Genomic DNA, 15,612 nt, shown 5'->3' on the forward strand with positions numbered 1-15,612 from the left:
CCTAACGAACGGCACGATCGAACGGGCGCGTAGCGGCCACACAAGACACTTACTGGTCGCCCCGGGCAGATACGCTATCCCCGTTCCGCGGCGTCGTCCCACGAGACCACGACAATGACAGACACGGACACCACAGGAAGCCGGCAGTCGGACAGTTCTCTCCGTGACGCGACGCGGGTCGCGAACCAGGTGATCGAGAACGTCGAGCGCGTCATCGTCGGCCAGCACGACGCCATCGAGCACATCGTCATCGCGCTGCTGGGGCGCGGGCACGTCCTGCTGGAAGACGTTCCCGGCGTCGGCAAGACGATGCTCGCGCGCTCCGTCGCGGCCTCCTTCGACGGCGAGTTCAAACGCGTCCAGTTCACGCCGGACCTCCTCCCGACCGACGTGACCGGCGTTAACGTCTTCGACCAGAAGACACAGGAGTTCGAATTTCGGCCCGGACCGATCTTCGCGAACGTCGTCCTCGGCGACGAGATCAACCGCGCGCCGCCGAAGACCCAGTCGGCCCTGCTGGAGGCGATGGAGGAACAGCAGGTGTCAGTCGACGGGACGACTCACCCCGTCCCCCAGCCGTTCACCGTCATCGCCACGCAGAACACGGTCGAGCAGAACCGGGCCTACGACCTCCCGATGGCCGAACTCGACCGCTTCATGACGAAGCTCCACCTCGGCTACCCCGACGAGGCCGAGGAGACGGCGATGCTCGGCGACGTGGTCGGCCACCACCCCATCGAGGAACTCACCTCCGTCGCGACCCTCGACGCGCTGTCGGCGGCCCGCGACACGGTGGCGGAGGTGACCGTCGAGGAGCCTATTCGCGCGTACGCGACGAGGATCGCGCGGTACACCCGCGAGAACGCGCAACTGGGCGTCAGCCCCCGCGGCAGCATCTCGCTGCTGCGGGCGGCCCAGGCCCGCGCGGTCCTCGACGGACGGGGCTACGTCATCCCGGACGACCTCCAGACGGAAGCGCCGGTCGTCTTACCCCACCGAATCCGGACCGAGAGCAGCGAACAGGACGCCAGCGCGCTGGTCGCGGAAGCACTCGACACCGTCGACGTGGAATGAGACCGACACGACGCGGCGTCGCCGTCACCGCCGTGGCCGTCGCCGCCCTGCTGGTCAGCGCGCAGTTCGGCCAGCCGGGGCTCAGCGCCGTCGCCGGCCCGCTGCTCGTCGGCGTCTTCGCCGCCGCCGTCCAGGTACTGTGGGCCGGTGAGCCGACCGTCGAGCGTACCCATCTCCGGCGGGGCTTCCCCGGCGAGACGAAGCGCGTCGCCCTCAGCGTCGACGGCAGCGGCATCGCGACGGTCAGTGACGCGCTCCCCGAGGGCCTCGACGGCGAGGCCACGGCCACGCGTTCCCTGCCGGCGGCGGTGCGCTACGACGTGACCTACGCCGCCCGCGGCGAGCACCGCGTCGGTCCCGTAGACGTGACCGTGACGGACGCGCTGGGACTGGTGCGTCGGGAATACACGGTGGACGAGACGAGCGAGGTGCTGGTGTACCCGCCGGTCTACCGGCTGGGCGGGCCGGGGGCGTTCGCCCGGACGTTCACCCCGGAGAGCGAGGACCGCCAGTCGTTCGACCGCCTGCGCGAATACGTCCACGGCGACTCGCTGCGCGACGTCCACTGGAAGTCGAGCGCCAAGCGCGAGGACCTGCTGGTCAAGGAGTTCGCCGACGCCCGCAGCGACCGCGGCCTGCTCGTCGTCGCTGAGGCGAGCGAGGGGCACGGCGACGAGATGGCGGCCGCCGCGGCCACGGTCGCGATGGCCGCCCTCGAACACGGTCTCGCGGTCGAACTGGTCGTCCCGAACGCGGCCGTGAGCAAGGGCTACGGCGACACGCACCGGACGCGCCTGCTCGAAACGCTCGCCCGGGCCGGGGCGGGTCGGTCTGAGCGAGCGGCCGACGCCGACGTGGCGGTCCGCGCCGACGGCGACGGCGTCACGGTCTCGGTCGGCGGCCGCGAGCGGTCCTTCGCGGACGTGACCGCGAGCCGCGACAACCCGATCGCCAGCGAGGTGAGCGGATGACCGCGGTCGGCCGCCTCCGCGAGCGCCTGCCCTGGAGCGCGTCGCGGCTGCTTGCGCTGCTGGCGGTCGCGCTGGCCATCGGCGCGCCGCTGCGGACGATGTACTACCTCAGCGACGTGGTCGGGTCGCCGGCGCTGTTCCTGGTCGTCGCCGCGCTGTCGTTCGTCGCCGCGACCGCGATGGCGCGGGTCCTGCGGCCCACGCTGGCCATCGCCGTCGGGACGGTGCTGTTCGCCGGCGGGCTCGCGGCGTACCTGCTGAGCCTCTCGACGAACCCCGCTGTGACGGCGCTGCTCGCGGACACGGTGTCGCTGCTGACCGGGCGGTCGCTGCTCCAGATCGCGAAGGTCAGGCTGTGGGTGCTGTCGTTCGCGCCCGCCCCGGTGTTCCTGACCTGGTACTTCGCGCTCCGGCGCTGGTACGTCACGTCCACGCTGGCCGCCGGGACGGCGCTCGCGTTCTTCGCCCTGACGACCGACGCCGGCGTGGTGACGACGCTGCTCGGCGTCGTCGGCGTCGCCGCGACGATCGGCTTCGGGACGCTGGACACGCTCTCGACCGAAGCGTCGGTCGACCCGAGCCGCCGGCCGGGGTCGGTCGCCGACCCCGACTCGCGAGGGGACCAACCCGCGGACGACGAGGGGGTCGACAGCGGCCGGCGGGCCGTCCTCGAACAGCTGGCGGCGATCATCGTCGTGCCGGCCGCGCTCTCGCGGCTCCCGCTGGCCCGCGACAGCTCCTTCTCCTACGACGACGGCTCGGGCGGGCGGACCGTCGAGGGGAGCCTCTTCGACGCCGGCGAGTCGATCACGATACTCGGGGACATCTCGCTGACGGCGGCGGTTCGGTTCACCGTCGAGGCCGAGGAGCCCCGGTTCTGGCGGGTCGCGTCCTACGACCGGTACACCGGCGACGGGTGGGTCCGCACGGGGAACCCGCGACCCTACGACGACCGGCGTCTCGACGGGCCCCCGGGCGAGACGCGGACGCTCAGACAGGAGTTCCGGGCCGAGTCGGCCATCGGGACGGTCCCGGCCGCCTGGAAGCCCGTCCGCTACACGGGCGACCCCTCGATCTCGGTGACGAACGAGGGCGGCTTCCAGCCGGACGGCGACCTGGCGAGCGGCGACAGCTACGAGGTCCAGAGCGAGGTGCTCGTCTCGACCCCGTCGGAGCTTCGCGAGGCCGGCACGGACTACGGCGACGCGGTCTCGGAGCTGTACACCCAGCTCCCGGACAGCACGCCCGACCGCGTGGCAGAGCGCACGTCGATCCTCACCGCCAACGCCGAGAACCCCTACGAGACGGCGCTGGTCGTCGAGCGCTGGCTCCAGGAGGAGAAGGGGTACTCGCTGGAGGTCGACCGCCCGGACTACAGCGTCGCCGACAGCTTCCTCTTCGAGATGGAGGAGGGGTACTGCGTCTACTTCGCGACGACGATGGTGGCGATGCTCCGGACGCAGGGCATCCCGGCGCGGTTCACCGTCGGCTACACCACCGGCCAGCGGACCGATCAGAACGAGTGGGTGATCCGGGGGCTCAATTCCCACGCCTGGGTGGAGGCGTACTTCCCCGACCACGGCTGGGTCGAGTTCGACCCGACGCCCTCGGGCCCGCGGGAGGAGGTCAGACAACAGCGCATCGAGGAGGCGAACGCGGACGGAGCGCCGGTCGCCGACGGGACGCCGGTGTCGGAGTTCACGCCGACGCCGACCCCCACACCGGTGCCGCTGACCGAGCGCAACGAGGGTACCACGCCGACGCCGACCCCCACGCCCACCGAGGCCGCGACGGCCGGCACGGGAGATTCAACCGGGACGGAGGACGACGGGACGGGCCTCGGCCTGCCGGACCTCCCCTCGCGCGAGGAGGCCGCGCTGGGCGTGGTCGCGCTGCTGGGCGTCGCGGCCGGCGCGCGCCGCGCGGGCCTGAGCGAGCGCGCCTACCGCGCGGTGTGGCTGCGCTACCAGCGCCGAGAGGACCCCGAGACCGACGTGGAGCGGGCGTTCCAGCGGGTCATGTCCGTCCTCTCGAAGCGCCACCGGAGCCGACACAGCGGCGAGACGGTGCGGGCGTACCTCGACGCGGTGGACGCGGACGAGCGCGTTCGCCGGCTCGCGTCGCTCCGGGAGCGGGTCCGCTACGGCGGCGACGTGAGCGAGGAGATGGCCGACGAAGCCGTCGAGATCGCCGATAGCGTCGTCTCGGATCGGTAAGCCGAGCCTGTCCCCGACAGTGTTTAATAGGTCGTGTTCGTAGGCGCGATTGTAATGTCGGAAGTCTGCTCGACGTGCGGGCTGCCTGAGGAGCTCTGCGTCTGCGAGGACGTCGCCAAAGAGTCCCAGGAGATCAACATCCGCATCGACGAGCGCCGTTACGGAAAGGAGGTAACGATCATCGAGGGATTCGACCCGAAAGACGTCGACATGGACTCGCTGTCCTCGGACCTCAAGTCGAAGTTCGCCTGCGGCGGCACCGTCGAGGACGGGCAGATAGAGCTCCAGGGCAACCACACCGGCCGCGTCGAGGATTTCCTCCGCGACAAGGGCTTCAACGTCGCCTGAACTCCAGACCGTAGCGGTTCTCGCGATAGCTCCGCGTCGAGCGGCTGCCACGGCGCTCGAATGCCGTCGTGAGAAATATCGGCGGAGACGGGGAGAGTCGCCATAGAACCGTGTTACCAAACCACACAGACGGCGGTCAGCTATTTTACCCACGAGGCGATAACTGTTCTCAATGCACGCCCTCACCCGGCGGTCGCTGACCGTCGGGCTCGTGGTGATCCTCCTCGTTGGCGGCCTCGTCCCGCCGGGAGCGACGGCGCTGTCGGCCACGGAACCGGTGGCGGACGAGGGTCCCGCGACGGGCTCGGTCGCTGGCGAACCGGCGACGACTGACCGGCCGACCGCGAATCGAACCGCCGCGGCCGAGGTGCGGGCGGGGAGCGCGGACTCCGCGCCGGTCACGACGCGGCGGCACGGCGACACGGCGGTCGCGCGGTCGGTCGCCGCGACGCCCGCCAGTCGGGGCGCGGCCGGGAGCGACACGGCGATCGCACAGACCGACGGGGACGAGATCCGCCAGACGCAGACTTACGCGCGCATCACCGAGGAGCCGGGGCAGGTGGCGGTTCGGCTGACCTACGAGATCCCCGACCGGGTCGTGGGGCTCGACACGCGACTCCCCGAGGGCGCGACGGTGACCGACACCGACGGCTTCGGTCGCGTCAACGAGACCGCCTACGAGTGGGACGAGGAGACGTCCCGGGCGGTGATCCGCTACCGCATCAATCCCAATCGGACGGTCAGCAAGAGCGGCCCGGAGGGCGCGGAAGGGAGATACGTCAGCGTCGACGCCGGCGAGTGGGCACTGCTGACCCGGTCGCGGACGCCGACGCGGTGGCGCTACGTCGGTCGGGAGCCCGTCCAATTCAACCGGACCGTCGAGACGGCCGGGCCGGGCGCGGCGGGCGCTGAGCTCGTCTACCTCGGGGAGGTCGCGACCTTCGAGCGGACCGCGCACAACCAGACCGTCGAGCTCGTCGTCCCGGAGCGCACGACGATGGTCTCCTCGCCGATCGCCGTCCTCGACTCGCTGACGAACGCGTCGAACGCGTTGCGCATCGGCGACCGCGACGAGCGCGTGTTCGTCGTCGCCGCCCCCTCGACGGCGGTCCCGTGGGGCGTCGCGGGGTTCCAGCTCGGCGATTCGGACATGTGGATCCAGTCGGATCGCCGCCTCAGTTCGGCGAACAACGTCTGGCTCCACGAGTACGTCCACACCAGACAGTCGTTCGCGCCGACGCGAGAGACCCGCTGGCTCACGGAGGGAATGGCGACGTACTACGCCGCCGCGCTGACGCTGGAACAGGACCGAATCGACTTCGCGTCGTTTCGCTCGCGGCTCTCGCTCGGGACGCGGTCCGTCTACGACGACGTCGCGCTCGCGGACCCCGACAGCTGGACCGCGAACGCGAACTACAACAAGGGCGGGCTGGTCGCCGGACAGATCGACAGGCGAATCCGGGCCGAAACCGACCGAAACCGGACGTTCCAGGACGTGGCGCGGGGACTCAACGGCAGACAGGAGGCCGTCACGCAAGCGCAGTTCCTCGCCGAGGTCGAGGCCGCCGGCGGCGCGCCCGCCCGGAACGACACGGTGCGCTACACCGAGACGACCGCGTCGACGACGGTGTGGAACCAGACCACCCACCAGCGGCTGTTCGGTGAAATCCCCGCCCGCATCGGGTACGGCCTCCCGCCGATCGACCAGCGCGACGCCTACCGTGCGGGCGGCCCGTATCGGCCCGGTGCGCCGGTCGGCGGGAGCGAGCCGATCGGGCTGGTGACCGGCGAGACGCTCGTCGTCGACGCGGTCGTCGAGAACGCCGGCGGCGCGGCGGGCGCGTACAATGCTACGCTCGCGGTCAACGGGACGGCAGTGGCAACAGAACAGGGCCAGCTCGCACCGGACGAGCGCGTCGTCGTCCCGCTGTCGCACACGTTCACCGACCCCGGTCGGTACGAGATCAGCGTCGACGGCGAGCGCGTGACGGTCGTCGTGACGGAGCCGGGACGGGCCACCGTGACCGAGGTGGCGGTCAGTTCGCTGACGGTCAGGCAGGGCGAGTCCGTGACGGTGACCGCGACCGTCGCGAACGAGGACGACGTGCCGGCGGCGGCGACCGTCGTGTTCACCCGGAACGAGACGGCCATCGCCCAGCATCAGGTGTCGCTCGCGCCGCGGACGACGACGCGCGTGACGCAGCCAGTGACGCTGTCGCGGCCCGGAACCGTCTCGCTGTCCGCCGGAAACGGCCAGGAAGCCGGCCCGAGCGTCGACGTGACCGTGACCGCGGCGACGGCCGAGCCGACGCGGACCGCCACGCCCACCGCGACCGTCGAGCGGACGACGAGCGAGCGCGGCGACGGATTCACCGCGGCGCTCGCGCTGTTGGCGGTGGCGGCGGCCGCGTTGCTCGCGCGCCGGCATCGGTGACGGACGCGAAACGAACGGCTCTTGCGTCCGGCGCGCGGCGTTCGAGTGTGAACGTCGGAATCGCCTACGCCGCCCTCTCCGCGCTGCTGTTCGGCGTGTACCTGTTCGTGATGAAGCGGTGGTTCACCGGCTACCCCTCGCCGGTGTTCCTGCTCATCACGTACCTCCTGGTCCCCGTCGTCTACATCCCGGTCGTCGCGGTCGCCGACGCGCCGTTCCTCCCGGCGGGAAACCGCGTCAGCGTCCTCACGTCGATCCTCGCCGTGACCGGGATCACGGCCATCGGCCTACTTACCCTGTTCCGGGCGATCCGCATCGGTGAAGTGTCGTACGTCTCGCCGATCAGCAAGATCGTCCCCGTGTTCGTGCTCCCGCTCGAAGTCGGCCTCCTGGGACAGCACCTGTCGACGCTCCAGGTCGCCGGCGTGCTCGTCGCCACGGTCGCCGTCTACGTCGCCAACTGGCAGGGGACGGCGCTTCTGGCCCCGCTCAGGCGGGCGTGGCGGTCCCGGCCGGCACAGCTGGCGCTGCTGTCGGCCGCCACGTTCGCGTTCGTCGACGTGGGCAAGCGGGTGTTGATGCAGGAACTGGCCATCGAACCGACGACGTACATCCCGGTGATGGGCCTCGGCATCGCCGCGCTGATGGCCCCGTTCGCGCCTCGGTACGGCGTCCCGTCGACGTGGCGCGCGGACCTGCCGAAGTTCGCCGTCGCGGCGGTGTTCGTCGCCTACTCGAACCACGTCGTCCTGCTGGCCTTCCAGCAACTGCCGGCCAGCATCGTCTCGCCCATCGTCAACGGGCAGGCCATCGTCGCCGTGATCCTGGGGGCTATCATCCTCGACGAGGCGCACTTCCGCGCTCGCCTGGCTGCCGCGGGGCTGGCCATCCTCGGCATCGCGATGATCTCGGTCGGCTGACCGGATGGCCACCGCTTAGTACCACCGGCGAATAGGCCGCGTCATGACAGACCTCGGCAAGGCCGACCGCGCGTTCTTCGACGAGTACATCTACCCGAACCTCGGGGCCGACCGCGACGACGTGACGCTCGGCCCGCGACACGGCGTCGACTTCGGTGTCATCGACGTCGACGGGACGGCGGCCGCGATGGCCACCGACCCCGTCTTCGTGTTGCCGTCGCTCGGGTTCGAACGGGCCGCGTGGTTCGCGTTCCACATCCTCGTGAGCGACGTGGCCGTCTCCGGGCTGTCGCCGACGCACCTCTCGGTCGACTTCAACCTCCCGCCGGAGATCACCGACGAGCAGTTCCGCACGGTGTGGGAGACCTTCGACGCGGAGGCCCGCGACCTGGGCGTGTCGGTCGTCACCGGCCACACCGGCCGCTACGCGGGCTGTAACTACCCGATGGTCGGCGGCGGGACGGCCGTGTCCGTCGGCGACTTCGCGGACCTCGTTCGGCCGGACGGGGCGTCGGTCGGCGACGAGATCGTCGTCACGAAGGGCCCGGCCATCGAGGCGACGGGGCTGCTGTCGATCCAGTTCGAGTCGCTGATGCGCGAGGAACTGGACGGGGACGTGGTCGACGACGCGACCGACCGCTTCTACGACATGAGCCCCGTCCGGGACGCGCTGACGGCCGCCGCGGCCGGACCGGTGACGGCGATGCACGACGCCACCGAGTGTGGCATCTACGGCGGCCTCTACGAGATGGCGCGCGCGGCCGGCGTGGGCATCGAACTGGAGACCGACCGCGTCCCGATCCAGCCGGGCGTCGAGGCGGCCTGCGCGTTCTTCGACATCGACCCGTGGATTTCCATCAGCGAGGGGACGCTGCTGGCGTCGGTCGATCCGGCTGGCGTCGACGACGTGCTCGCGGCGCTCGACGACGAGGGGATCCCGGCCGCCGCGGTCGGCGAGGTCACCGCCGGCAGCGGACTGGTAGTCGACGGGGAACCCACGGACCATCCCGGCGTGGACCCCTTCTGGGGGACGTTCGAGGAGTACATGGGCAAGCGATCTGCAGAGTGAGACGACAGGCGAGGCTCGTCCGTCGTCGCATGATCGGGGCGTCCCCAGGGCTACAGTGGTTGCCGGAAACGAGTGGCGGAAAAGTCAGGCCGATTTCGGTTCCGACGAGGGTCCGATCTGTACCGCATAGCTGGACTGGAGCCATGCCGTGGGGTTGTCGGTGTCGTAGACGACGACGTCGCCGCCGCCGGTGGTGAAGCTGCCGTACTGCTCGTCGGAATCGTTGGTATCGCTCGATGCCGGTTCCATTGTCGTACGCTCGGTGTTCTGCGACATGTGAACATAAGCGTTTCTCAAATGTGATATGGAGTATTATTAGCATACTAGGATCGAGGGGTCGAATATAGCGACTTCGAAGGCAGTAGCCCCGCACCGCGGTCCAGACCAGCACCGCTTTGGGCTCGCCGGCACAGCCATCGCGTATGACACGAGCCGACGCACCGGTCGCGCCGCCGGTCGTCCTGACCATCGCCGGGAGCGACTCCGGCGGCGGCGCGGGCATTCAGGCCGACCTCAAGACCATCGAGGCCGGCGGCGGCTTCGGGACCAGCGCCATCACCAGCGTCACGGCACAGAACACGACGGGGGTGCAGGGACAGCACCTGCTGCCGCTGGCGGACATCGAGGCCCAGCTGACCGCGGTGCTCGAGGACTTCGACGTGGCCGCGGTCAAGACGGGGATGCTCGCGACGAGCGAGGTCGTCGACCTGGTCGTCGAGTACGCCGACGACCTGCCGAACCTCGTCGTGGACCCGGTGATGGTGGCGGCCTCGGGGGACCGACTGCTCGAACCCGAGGCCGAGGACGCCTACGAGGACCTGATCGCCGCGGCGTCGGTGGTCACGCCCAACGCCGACGAGGCCGCCGTGCTGACCGACCGCGAGGTCGACGACCCCGACGCCGCCGAGGCGGCCGGCCGCGACCTCGTGGCGACGGGGGCCGACAGCGCCCTCGTGAAGGGCGGGCACGTCCCCGGCGACGCCGTGGTCGACACGCTCGTGACCGGCGACGAGGTGACGACGTTCCGCCACGACCGAATCGACACCGAGGCGACCCACGGTTCGGGCTGTACGCTCTCGTCGGCCGTCGCCACTCGACTGGCCCACGGCGACGACCGGACGGAAGCGGTCGGGAGCGGCATCGACCTGCTCTCGAGCGCGGTCCGCTACAACCTCGACGTGGGCGAGGGGCCCGGCGCGGTCCACCACCTCGTCCAGACGCGCAACGAGGCCGCGCGCCACCGGACGAGCGAAGCGGTCGAGCGCGCCGTCTCGGCGCTCGTCGAGGCGGACGTGTCTCCGCTGGTCCCCGAGGTGGGCATGACCGTCGCGGGGGCGACCCCGTACGCGGAGACGCCGGACGAGGTCGCCGCCGTCGAGGGCCGCATCGCGCGGACGATGGACGGCGTGCGCCCGAACCGCGGCGTCCGCTTCGGCGCGTCGACGACGGTCGCGCGCTTCCTGCTCGCGGTCCGCGAACACGACCCCGCCGTCCGCTTCGCGGTCAACTGCCGGCTGACCGACGCCGTCGAGGACGCGCTCGGCGAACTGGGCGGAGCCGTGCCGTCCTACGACCCCGCCGAGCGGTCGACCGACACGCCCGCGGCCGAGACGACGCAATGGGGCGTGGGTCGCGCGTTCGAGGCCAGCGAGGAGACGCCCGTGGCGGTCATCGACCGCGGCGACGTGGGCGTCGAGGCGAGCGCGATGGTGCTCGCGGCCGACGCCGACGCGCTCGTCTCACGCGTGAGAACGGTGCAGTCGGTAGTCGAGGAGCCGTGAAACGGCTGATATCGCACGTGTGTAGCCACGACCGCACCGTGTTCTCGGAGCGGTATTTCAGATCGTTGAAATCTGAGTAAGCGTTATACGGAGTGCATGACATTGGATGGCAATGTCGCCCCCTGAAACGGGTCCCGCGGAGCGGCCGTCGGTCGAGTCCTCGGCCGACCGGATCCGCGTCCTCTACGTCGACGAGCCCGAACACGGGGACCGCGTCGAGTCGTACCTCGAAGGAGCGGACGGCCGCTTCGAGGTCAGTACCGCTACCGATTCGAGCGAAGCCCGGACGCGACTCGCCGAGCGGGACGTCGACTGCGTCGTCAGCGACGACCGGTTACCGGGCGAGAGCGGCGTCGAGTTCCTCCGGCGGGTCCGCGAGGACTACCCGGAACTGCCGTTCGTGCTGTTCGCGGGAAACGGGAGCGAGGCGGTCGCGAGCGAGGCCATCGCCGCCGGCGTCACCGACTACCTCCCGAGGGACGGAGCCGACGACCGGTACGCCGTCCTGGCCGAGCGCGTCCGGGACGCCGTCGAGCGATACCGGACGGAGCAGGCCGCGGCGGCGACGGAGCGCTGGCTCCGACGGGGCTGCGAGCGCGTCACTGACGGCTTCCTCGTCCTGAACCGGTCGTGGGCGGTCCAGTTCGTCAACGGGGCCGGCGCGGCGCAGTTGGGCGTGGCGCGGGACGCGGTCGTCGGCCAGCGCCTCTGGGACGCGGTCCCGGAACTGCGCGGAACCCCCGTCGAGGACGCGCTTCGGTCGGCGGCGACTTCGGTGGACCCGACGACGGTCGAGACGGACTGCGGCCCGCTCGACGGCTGGTACACCGTCACCGCCTACCCGGACGCGGACGGGCTCTCCGTGTTCCTCCGAGACACGACCGAGCGAAAGCGCCGCGAGCGGGAGCTCGAAGCGACCAGAGAGCGCTACGAGGGGCTCGTGGAGGCGTTCCCCAACGGCGGCGTCTTCCTGTTCGACGAGGACTGCCGATTCACCGCCGCGGGCGGCGTCGACCTGACGAGGGTCGGGCTCTCGGAGGAGCACCTGCTCGGCCGCCGGCCGTCGGAGGTGTTCCCGCCGGAGAACGCCGCGCTGCTCGAATCGGCCTACGAAGCGGCCCTCGACGGCGAGCGTCGGTCCTTCGAGGACAGCTTTATCGGCCGGTACTACCACGTCCAGACGTTCCCGATCCGCGACAGCGACGGCGACATCGTCTCAGGGATGGCCGTCGCGCAGAACATCACCGATCGAAAGGAGCGCGAGGAGCGCCTTCGACGGCAGAACGAGCGCCTGGAGACGTTCGCCCGGTTCGTCAGCCACGACCTCCGGAACCCCCTGAGCGTCCTCCAGGGGGCACTGTACCTCGCCGAGGAGACCGGAGAGCCACAGCACTTCGACCGCTGTCAGAGCGCCGTCGAGCGGATGGAACAGCTGATCGACGGGCTGCTGGCGATGGCCACGGACGGCGAGGAGGCGGACATGTCGGTCGCGGCGGTCTCGCTGGCCGACTGCACGCGCAACTGCTGGCAGACGCTCGATACGGCCGGGGCGACGCTCGTCGCCGACACCGACCTGACCGTCGAGGCCAACTACGTCCGGTTCAGGCAGTTGCTCGAGAACCTCCTGCAGAACGCCCTTGACCACGGAAGGACCGCGTCGAACGGCGACGGCGCGGTGACGGTGACCGTCGGGGCGCTGGACGACGGCTCCGGGTTCTTCGTCGCCGACGACGGGCCGGGGGTCGCAGACGACATCCGCGGCGAGGCGTTCGACCTCGGCCGGTCGTCGGTCGAGGACGGGACCGGACTCGGCCTCGCTATCGGCAAGCAGATCGTCGAGGACCACGGCTGGGACATCCGCGTCACCGAGTCCGCCGACGGCGGCGCGCGCTTCGAGGTCAGCGGCGTGACGGTCGTGGAGTAGGGCTACCGGAACCGGACGGCCAGCCGCGAGCCGCCGTCGTCGGCTTCTTCGACGGCGACGGACGGGAGCGCACCGGGGACGAGCGAGCCGACCGCCGCGGTGACGGCGGCGAGGTGCTTGCGCGACAGCGAGTACAGCCCGGTCGCTGCCAGCAGGGCGAGGAGCGCGCCGTCCATCCAGCCGACCGTCGCGGGCGAGGCGACGGCGACGCCGGCACCGACCGCGGCGAGCAGGAAGTCCTCCGGCGCGCCCGAGTAGCGGACGTACCGGCGCGGGCGGTGCCACCGGCCGAGGAGGTGATTGTACACCGCGATATCCGTCGTCGGGTTCCAGGGTTCGGCCTCCGGACTGCCGGCGAACACGTCCGACAGCGAGTGGACGGCCGCGGCGGCGACGGTGACGGTACACAGGACGAGCGCCGCGGTGCCCGCCGCGAGTGCAACGGCACCCAGAACGGCGGCGAGGACGGTGAAGCACGCCGGGAAGTGAAGCGTCTTCCGGTGGGTGGCGAGCAGGTCGGCGTCGGGCGCGAGGCCGCCGACGAACGCCGCGGCGAGCACCAGCGGCGGGGCGGCGTACTCCGAGAGCGCGGGGGCGGCGAGCGCCGCGAGGGCGACCGTGGTGAACGCGTGCGTCGTCGCCATCATCGTCTACTGACCGCTACATTCGGCTCGGGAGGGATAAATACTGCGCGCAGCGGTCACTCGCCGGGCTCGGGGTCGGCGAGCAGCGAGACGAGGCGGTCCCGCAGGAGGTACACGACGACCGACAGCGCCGCGAGCGCCGCGACGACGAGGGCGAACGAGGCGACCCGCCCGCCGGCCAGCGACTGGCCCGCGTACGCCGCCGCGAAAAACGACGGCGTTCGGCCGACAACGACGAGCGCGAGGAACGTCCGGAGGCGCAGGTCCGAGAGCCCGGCGACGAAACACAGCAGGTCGTCCGGGAACGTCGGGAGGAGAAAGAGGACGAACAGGCCGACGAGGCCGTTCCGTTCGAGGAACCGGTCCCAGCGCGCGAGGGCCTCGGGCCGCATCACTCGCTCGACGTAGGGCCGGCCGAAGCGGCGGGCCAGCGAGAACGCCGCCGTGCTCCCGAGAGTGACGCCGAGCAGGCTGTACAGCGTCCCGTCGACGACGCCGAAGAGGTAGCCGCCGACGCCGCCGAGGACCTGGCCGGGAATCGGGGCCAGAAGCACCTGGGCGACCTGCAGCGCCACGAACGCGAGCGGGGCGAACGCGCCGAACGCGGCGACCTGCCGGCGCAGCCAGGTCGGGTCGAAGAGGCGCGGGACGGCGGCGTGCAGGCCGACCCCGAGCGCGACGAACAGGGCGAGCGCGCCCGTCGCCCTGACGACGGCGTCCCGGCGCGCCGCCGTGGACCTGAAAAACCGCGTCGGCTCGCCGTCAGAGGACTCGGCGGGAGACACGGTCAGAGCAGTGCCAGCGTCTTCCGCGTGGCGTTCTCGACGACTTTCGTGAGGTAGCGCGAGCGCGACGGCCGGCGGTGGACGGCGGCCGTCCGACCGGCCCGCATCGCCGCGAGCAGCGATTCCCTCGTCAGCGGGGTGTCGGCCGGGAGGTCGACCGCCGTCGCGGCGCGCCCGATGCCGCCGGCCCGGTGCGCGTCGCTCCCGCCGAAGGCGGGGTAGGACGCCGCCTCCGCGAATCGGGCCGCCTGTCTGTTCCGGATGTTCGTCAGCGTGTGCGCGTTGTACACCTCGATACCGTCGACGTTCTCGATGGCCGCGCGGCCGGCACCGTGTCGCGAGCGCTGGAACGGGTGCGGAACGACCGCGACGCCGCCGCGCTCCCGGACCGTCCGCGCGGTCTCGGCGAGCGGCCGGCCCGGTTCCGGGGCGGCGTCGACGCCGATGGCGAGGAGATGGCCGTCGGCGGTCGACACCTCGCAGCCGACGACGACCAGCAGGTCCTCGGCGAGAGACGCCGCGACGCGCGCGCCCTCGACCGTGTCGTGATCGGTGACGACGACGGCGTCGAGCCCCACCGCCCCGGCGCGGGAGACGAGCGCCTCCGGCGTCGTGTACCCGTCGTAGGAGGCGGCCGTGTGGAGGTGCGTGTCGACGTGGACCGTCCGACCGGACGTGTCTCCCGTCGCCGGTCGCCGCGTCATAGGTATCCGAGTTCGAGTGCCAGTACCAGCCCACCCGCCACGGCGGCCGAGAGCGCGGCCAGGACGTGGCTGACGTCGGTCTTGTACGCCTTGTAGTCGGAGACCATCAGGGGACAGGCGACCCCGACGAGCAGCCCGGCGATCCAGCCGTTCCACGCGCCGACGAACGTCAGGAGAACGTAGTTCAGGACGACGAGGAGGTTCGTGTGGACGACGGTCGTCCCGTGGTAGTAGCTGCTGCCCCCGTCGGAGCCGAACCCCTCGTCGTTGTGGCGGATCAGTCGGAGCCCGCCGAACGCGAGAACGAGGAATCCGACGACGAGACTCGCCGCGAGCGAGGGCGCGAGCGAGACGTGAAACAGGAGCGCCGCGGGGAGCAGATACGCGAAGATGTCGATGAACGAGTCGACCTGGCGACCGAACGGCGACGACGTGCCCGTTCGGCGGGCGTACCAGCCGTCGACTTTGTCCAGGAAGAACGCGCAGAACATGACCAGAATCCCCCAGTTCGGTTCGCCGCGGAGAAACAGCAGCGCGCTCCCCCAGCCGACGAACAGCGCTGCCAGACTGATGTAGTCGGCCCCGGTCAGTCGCCCCACGACGTCCGACCGCTCTGTCGTGTCGCTGACCCGGCGGTCGTCGAGGTCGACGCGGTCGCGGACGCCCCGTATCGCTTCCCGCAGTGGCTCGGTCATCGGCCCACGTGGAGCGTGCGGCCAGCAGAGTATAAATCTTGCCTGAG

Annotated in this window: 14 protein-coding genes; 9 read left to right on the forward strand and 5 right to left on the reverse strand. The window is 71.0% G+C overall.

All coding sequences use genetic code 11. The annotated features are described in order from the left end of the window. Positions 1 to 114 precede the first annotated feature (114 nt). The 7 genes from GM656_RS08880 to GM656_RS08910 all read left to right on the forward strand — a co-directional run bounded on the left by GM656_RS08880 (position 115) and on the right by GM656_RS08910 (position 9,032). Positions 115 to 1,074 (forward strand): AAA family ATPase, encoded by a 960-nt coding sequence (locus tag GM656_RS08880; RefSeq protein ID WP_162413317.1) that lies wholly within the window; start codon positions 115 to 117, stop codon positions 1,072 to 1,074. Beyond that, positions 1,071 to 2,045, forward strand: coding sequence for a DUF58 domain-containing protein (locus GM656_RS08885; RefSeq protein WP_162413318.1), 975 nt, complete (start codon positions 1,071 to 1,073; stop codon positions 2,043 to 2,045). Before GM656_RS08880 ends, GM656_RS08885 begins: the two co-directional genes overlap by 4 nt. Beyond that, entirely contained in the window at positions 2,042 to 4,261 is a 2,220-nt protein-coding gene (locus tag GM656_RS08890; protein ID WP_162413319.1) for a transglutaminase TgpA family protein, read from the forward strand. The genes GM656_RS08885 and GM656_RS08890 overlap by 4 nt, the downstream gene beginning before the upstream one ends. A 54-nt stretch (positions 4,262 to 4,315) precedes the next feature. Beyond that, on the forward strand, positions 4,316 to 4,609 hold the full coding sequence (gene yciH / locus GM656_RS08895) for a stress response translation initiation inhibitor YciH (protein WP_004516073.1): 294 nt from the start codon (positions 4,316 to 4,318) through the stop codon (positions 4,607 to 4,609). Between the two features lie 172 nt (positions 4,610 to 4,781). Beyond that, a complete protein-coding gene (locus GM656_RS08900) occupies positions 4,782 to 7,043 on the forward strand; it encodes a prolipoprotein diacylglyceryl transferase (RefSeq protein WP_162413320.1) in 2,262 nt (753 codons plus the stop codon). A 47-nt stretch (positions 7,044 to 7,090) separates the two neighbouring features. After that, a complete protein-coding gene (locus GM656_RS08905; RefSeq protein WP_162413321.1) occupies positions 7,091 to 7,963 on the forward strand; it encodes an EamA family transporter in 873 nt (290 codons plus the stop codon). 43 nt (positions 7,964 to 8,006) lie between these two features. After that, positions 8,007 to 9,032, forward strand: coding sequence for an AIR synthase family protein (locus GM656_RS08910; RefSeq protein ID WP_162413322.1), 1,026 nt, complete (start codon positions 8,007 to 8,009; stop codon positions 9,030 to 9,032). Between the two features lie 84 nt (positions 9,033 to 9,116). Here GM656_RS08910 and GM656_RS08915 read toward each other — a convergent pair whose 3' ends face one another. Next, positions 9,117 to 9,308 carry a DUF7331 family protein gene (locus tag GM656_RS08915; protein WP_162413226.1) on the reverse strand — a complete coding sequence of 64 codons (192 nt, stop codon included), beginning with the start codon at positions 9,306 to 9,308 and terminating at the stop codon, positions 9,117 to 9,119. A gap of 146 nt (positions 9,309 to 9,454) precedes the next feature. Here GM656_RS08915 and thiD point away from each other — a divergent pair, with 146 nt between their 5' ends. Together thiD and GM656_RS08925 are read left to right on the forward strand one after the other, a co-directional pair. After that, positions 9,455 to 10,813, forward strand: a complete 1,359-nt coding sequence (gene thiD / locus GM656_RS08920) for a bifunctional hydroxymethylpyrimidine kinase/phosphomethylpyrimidine kinase (protein WP_162413323.1) — start codon at positions 9,455 to 9,457, stop codon at positions 10,811 to 10,813. A gap of 112 nt (positions 10,814 to 10,925) precedes the next feature. Further along, a complete protein-coding gene (locus GM656_RS08925; protein WP_162413324.1) occupies positions 10,926 to 12,737 on the forward strand; it encodes a hybrid sensor histidine kinase/response regulator in 1,812 nt (603 codons plus the stop codon). Positions 12,738 to 12,739: 2 nt separating this feature from the next. Here GM656_RS08925 and GM656_RS08930 read toward each other — a convergent pair whose 3' ends face one another. The 4 genes from GM656_RS08930 to GM656_RS08945 are packed head-to-tail and all read right to left on the reverse strand — an operon-like array spanning position 12,740 to position 15,565. Further along, positions 12,740 to 13,381: a metal-dependent hydrolase gene (locus GM656_RS08930; RefSeq protein WP_241692732.1), complete on the reverse strand. Its 642-nt coding sequence runs from the start codon at positions 13,379 to 13,381 to the stop codon at positions 12,740 to 12,742. Positions 13,382 to 13,437: 56 nt separating this feature from the next. Beyond that, positions 13,438 to 14,166, reverse strand: a complete 729-nt coding sequence (locus GM656_RS08935) for a TVP38/TMEM64 family protein (protein ID WP_162413326.1) — start codon at positions 14,164 to 14,166, stop codon at positions 13,438 to 13,440. Positions 14,167 to 14,168: 2 nt separating this feature from the next. Next, a complete protein-coding gene (locus GM656_RS08940) occupies positions 14,169 to 14,870 on the reverse strand; it encodes a CehA/McbA family metallohydrolase (protein WP_162413327.1) in 702 nt (233 codons plus the stop codon). Further along, on the reverse strand, positions 14,867 to 15,565 hold the full coding sequence (locus tag GM656_RS08945; protein ID WP_162413328.1) for a CDP-alcohol phosphatidyltransferase family protein: 699 nt from the start codon (positions 15,563 to 15,565) through the stop codon (positions 14,867 to 14,869). The genes GM656_RS08940 and GM656_RS08945 overlap by 4 nt, the downstream gene beginning before the upstream one ends. Positions 15,566 to 15,612: the final 47 nt, after the last annotated feature.

Origin of the sequence: Haloarcula salina, assembly GCF_010119195.1 — an archaeon.
Lineage (GTDB): Archaea > Halobacteriota > Halobacteria > Halobacteriales > Haloarculaceae > Haloarcula > Haloarcula salina.

Coding starts and splice junctions, on each gene's coding strand:
- GM656_RS08880 (WP_162413317.1), top strand. CDS start 115: ATGACAGACACGGACACCACAGGAAGCCGGCAGTCGGACAGTTCTCTC.
- GM656_RS08885 (WP_162413318.1), top strand. CDS start 1,071: ATGAGACCGACACGACGCGGCGTCGCCGTCACCGCCGTGGCCGTCGCC.
- GM656_RS08890 (WP_162413319.1), top strand. CDS start 2,042: ATGACCGCGGTCGGCCGCCTCCGCGAGCGCCTGCCCTGGAGCGCGTCG.
- yciH (WP_004516073.1), top strand. CDS start 4,316: ATGTCGGAAGTCTGCTCGACGTGCGGGCTGCCTGAGGAGCTCTGCGTC.
- GM656_RS08900 (WP_162413320.1), top strand. CDS start 4,782: ATGCACGCCCTCACCCGGCGGTCGCTGACCGTCGGGCTCGTGGTGATC.
- GM656_RS08910 (WP_162413322.1), top strand. CDS start 8,007: ATGACAGACCTCGGCAAGGCCGACCGCGCGTTCTTCGACGAGTACATC.
- GM656_RS08915 (WP_162413226.1), bottom strand. CDS start 9,308: ATGTCGCAGAACACCGAGCGTACGACAATGGAACCGGCATCGAGCGAT.
- thiD (WP_162413323.1), top strand. CDS start 9,455: ATGACACGAGCCGACGCACCGGTCGCGCCGCCGGTCGTCCTGACCATC.
- GM656_RS08925 (WP_162413324.1), top strand. CDS start 10,926: ATGTCGCCCCCTGAAACGGGTCCCGCGGAGCGGCCGTCGGTCGAGTCC.
- GM656_RS08930 (WP_241692732.1), bottom strand. CDS start 13,381: ATGGCGACGACGCACGCGTTCACCACGGTCGCCCTCGCGGCGCTCGCC.
- GM656_RS08940 (WP_162413327.1), bottom strand. CDS start 14,870: ATGACGCGGCGACCGGCGACGGGAGACACGTCCGGTCGGACGGTCCAC.
- GM656_RS08945 (WP_162413328.1), bottom strand. CDS start 15,565: ATGACCGAGCCACTGCGGGAAGCGATACGGGGCGTCCGCGACCGCGTC.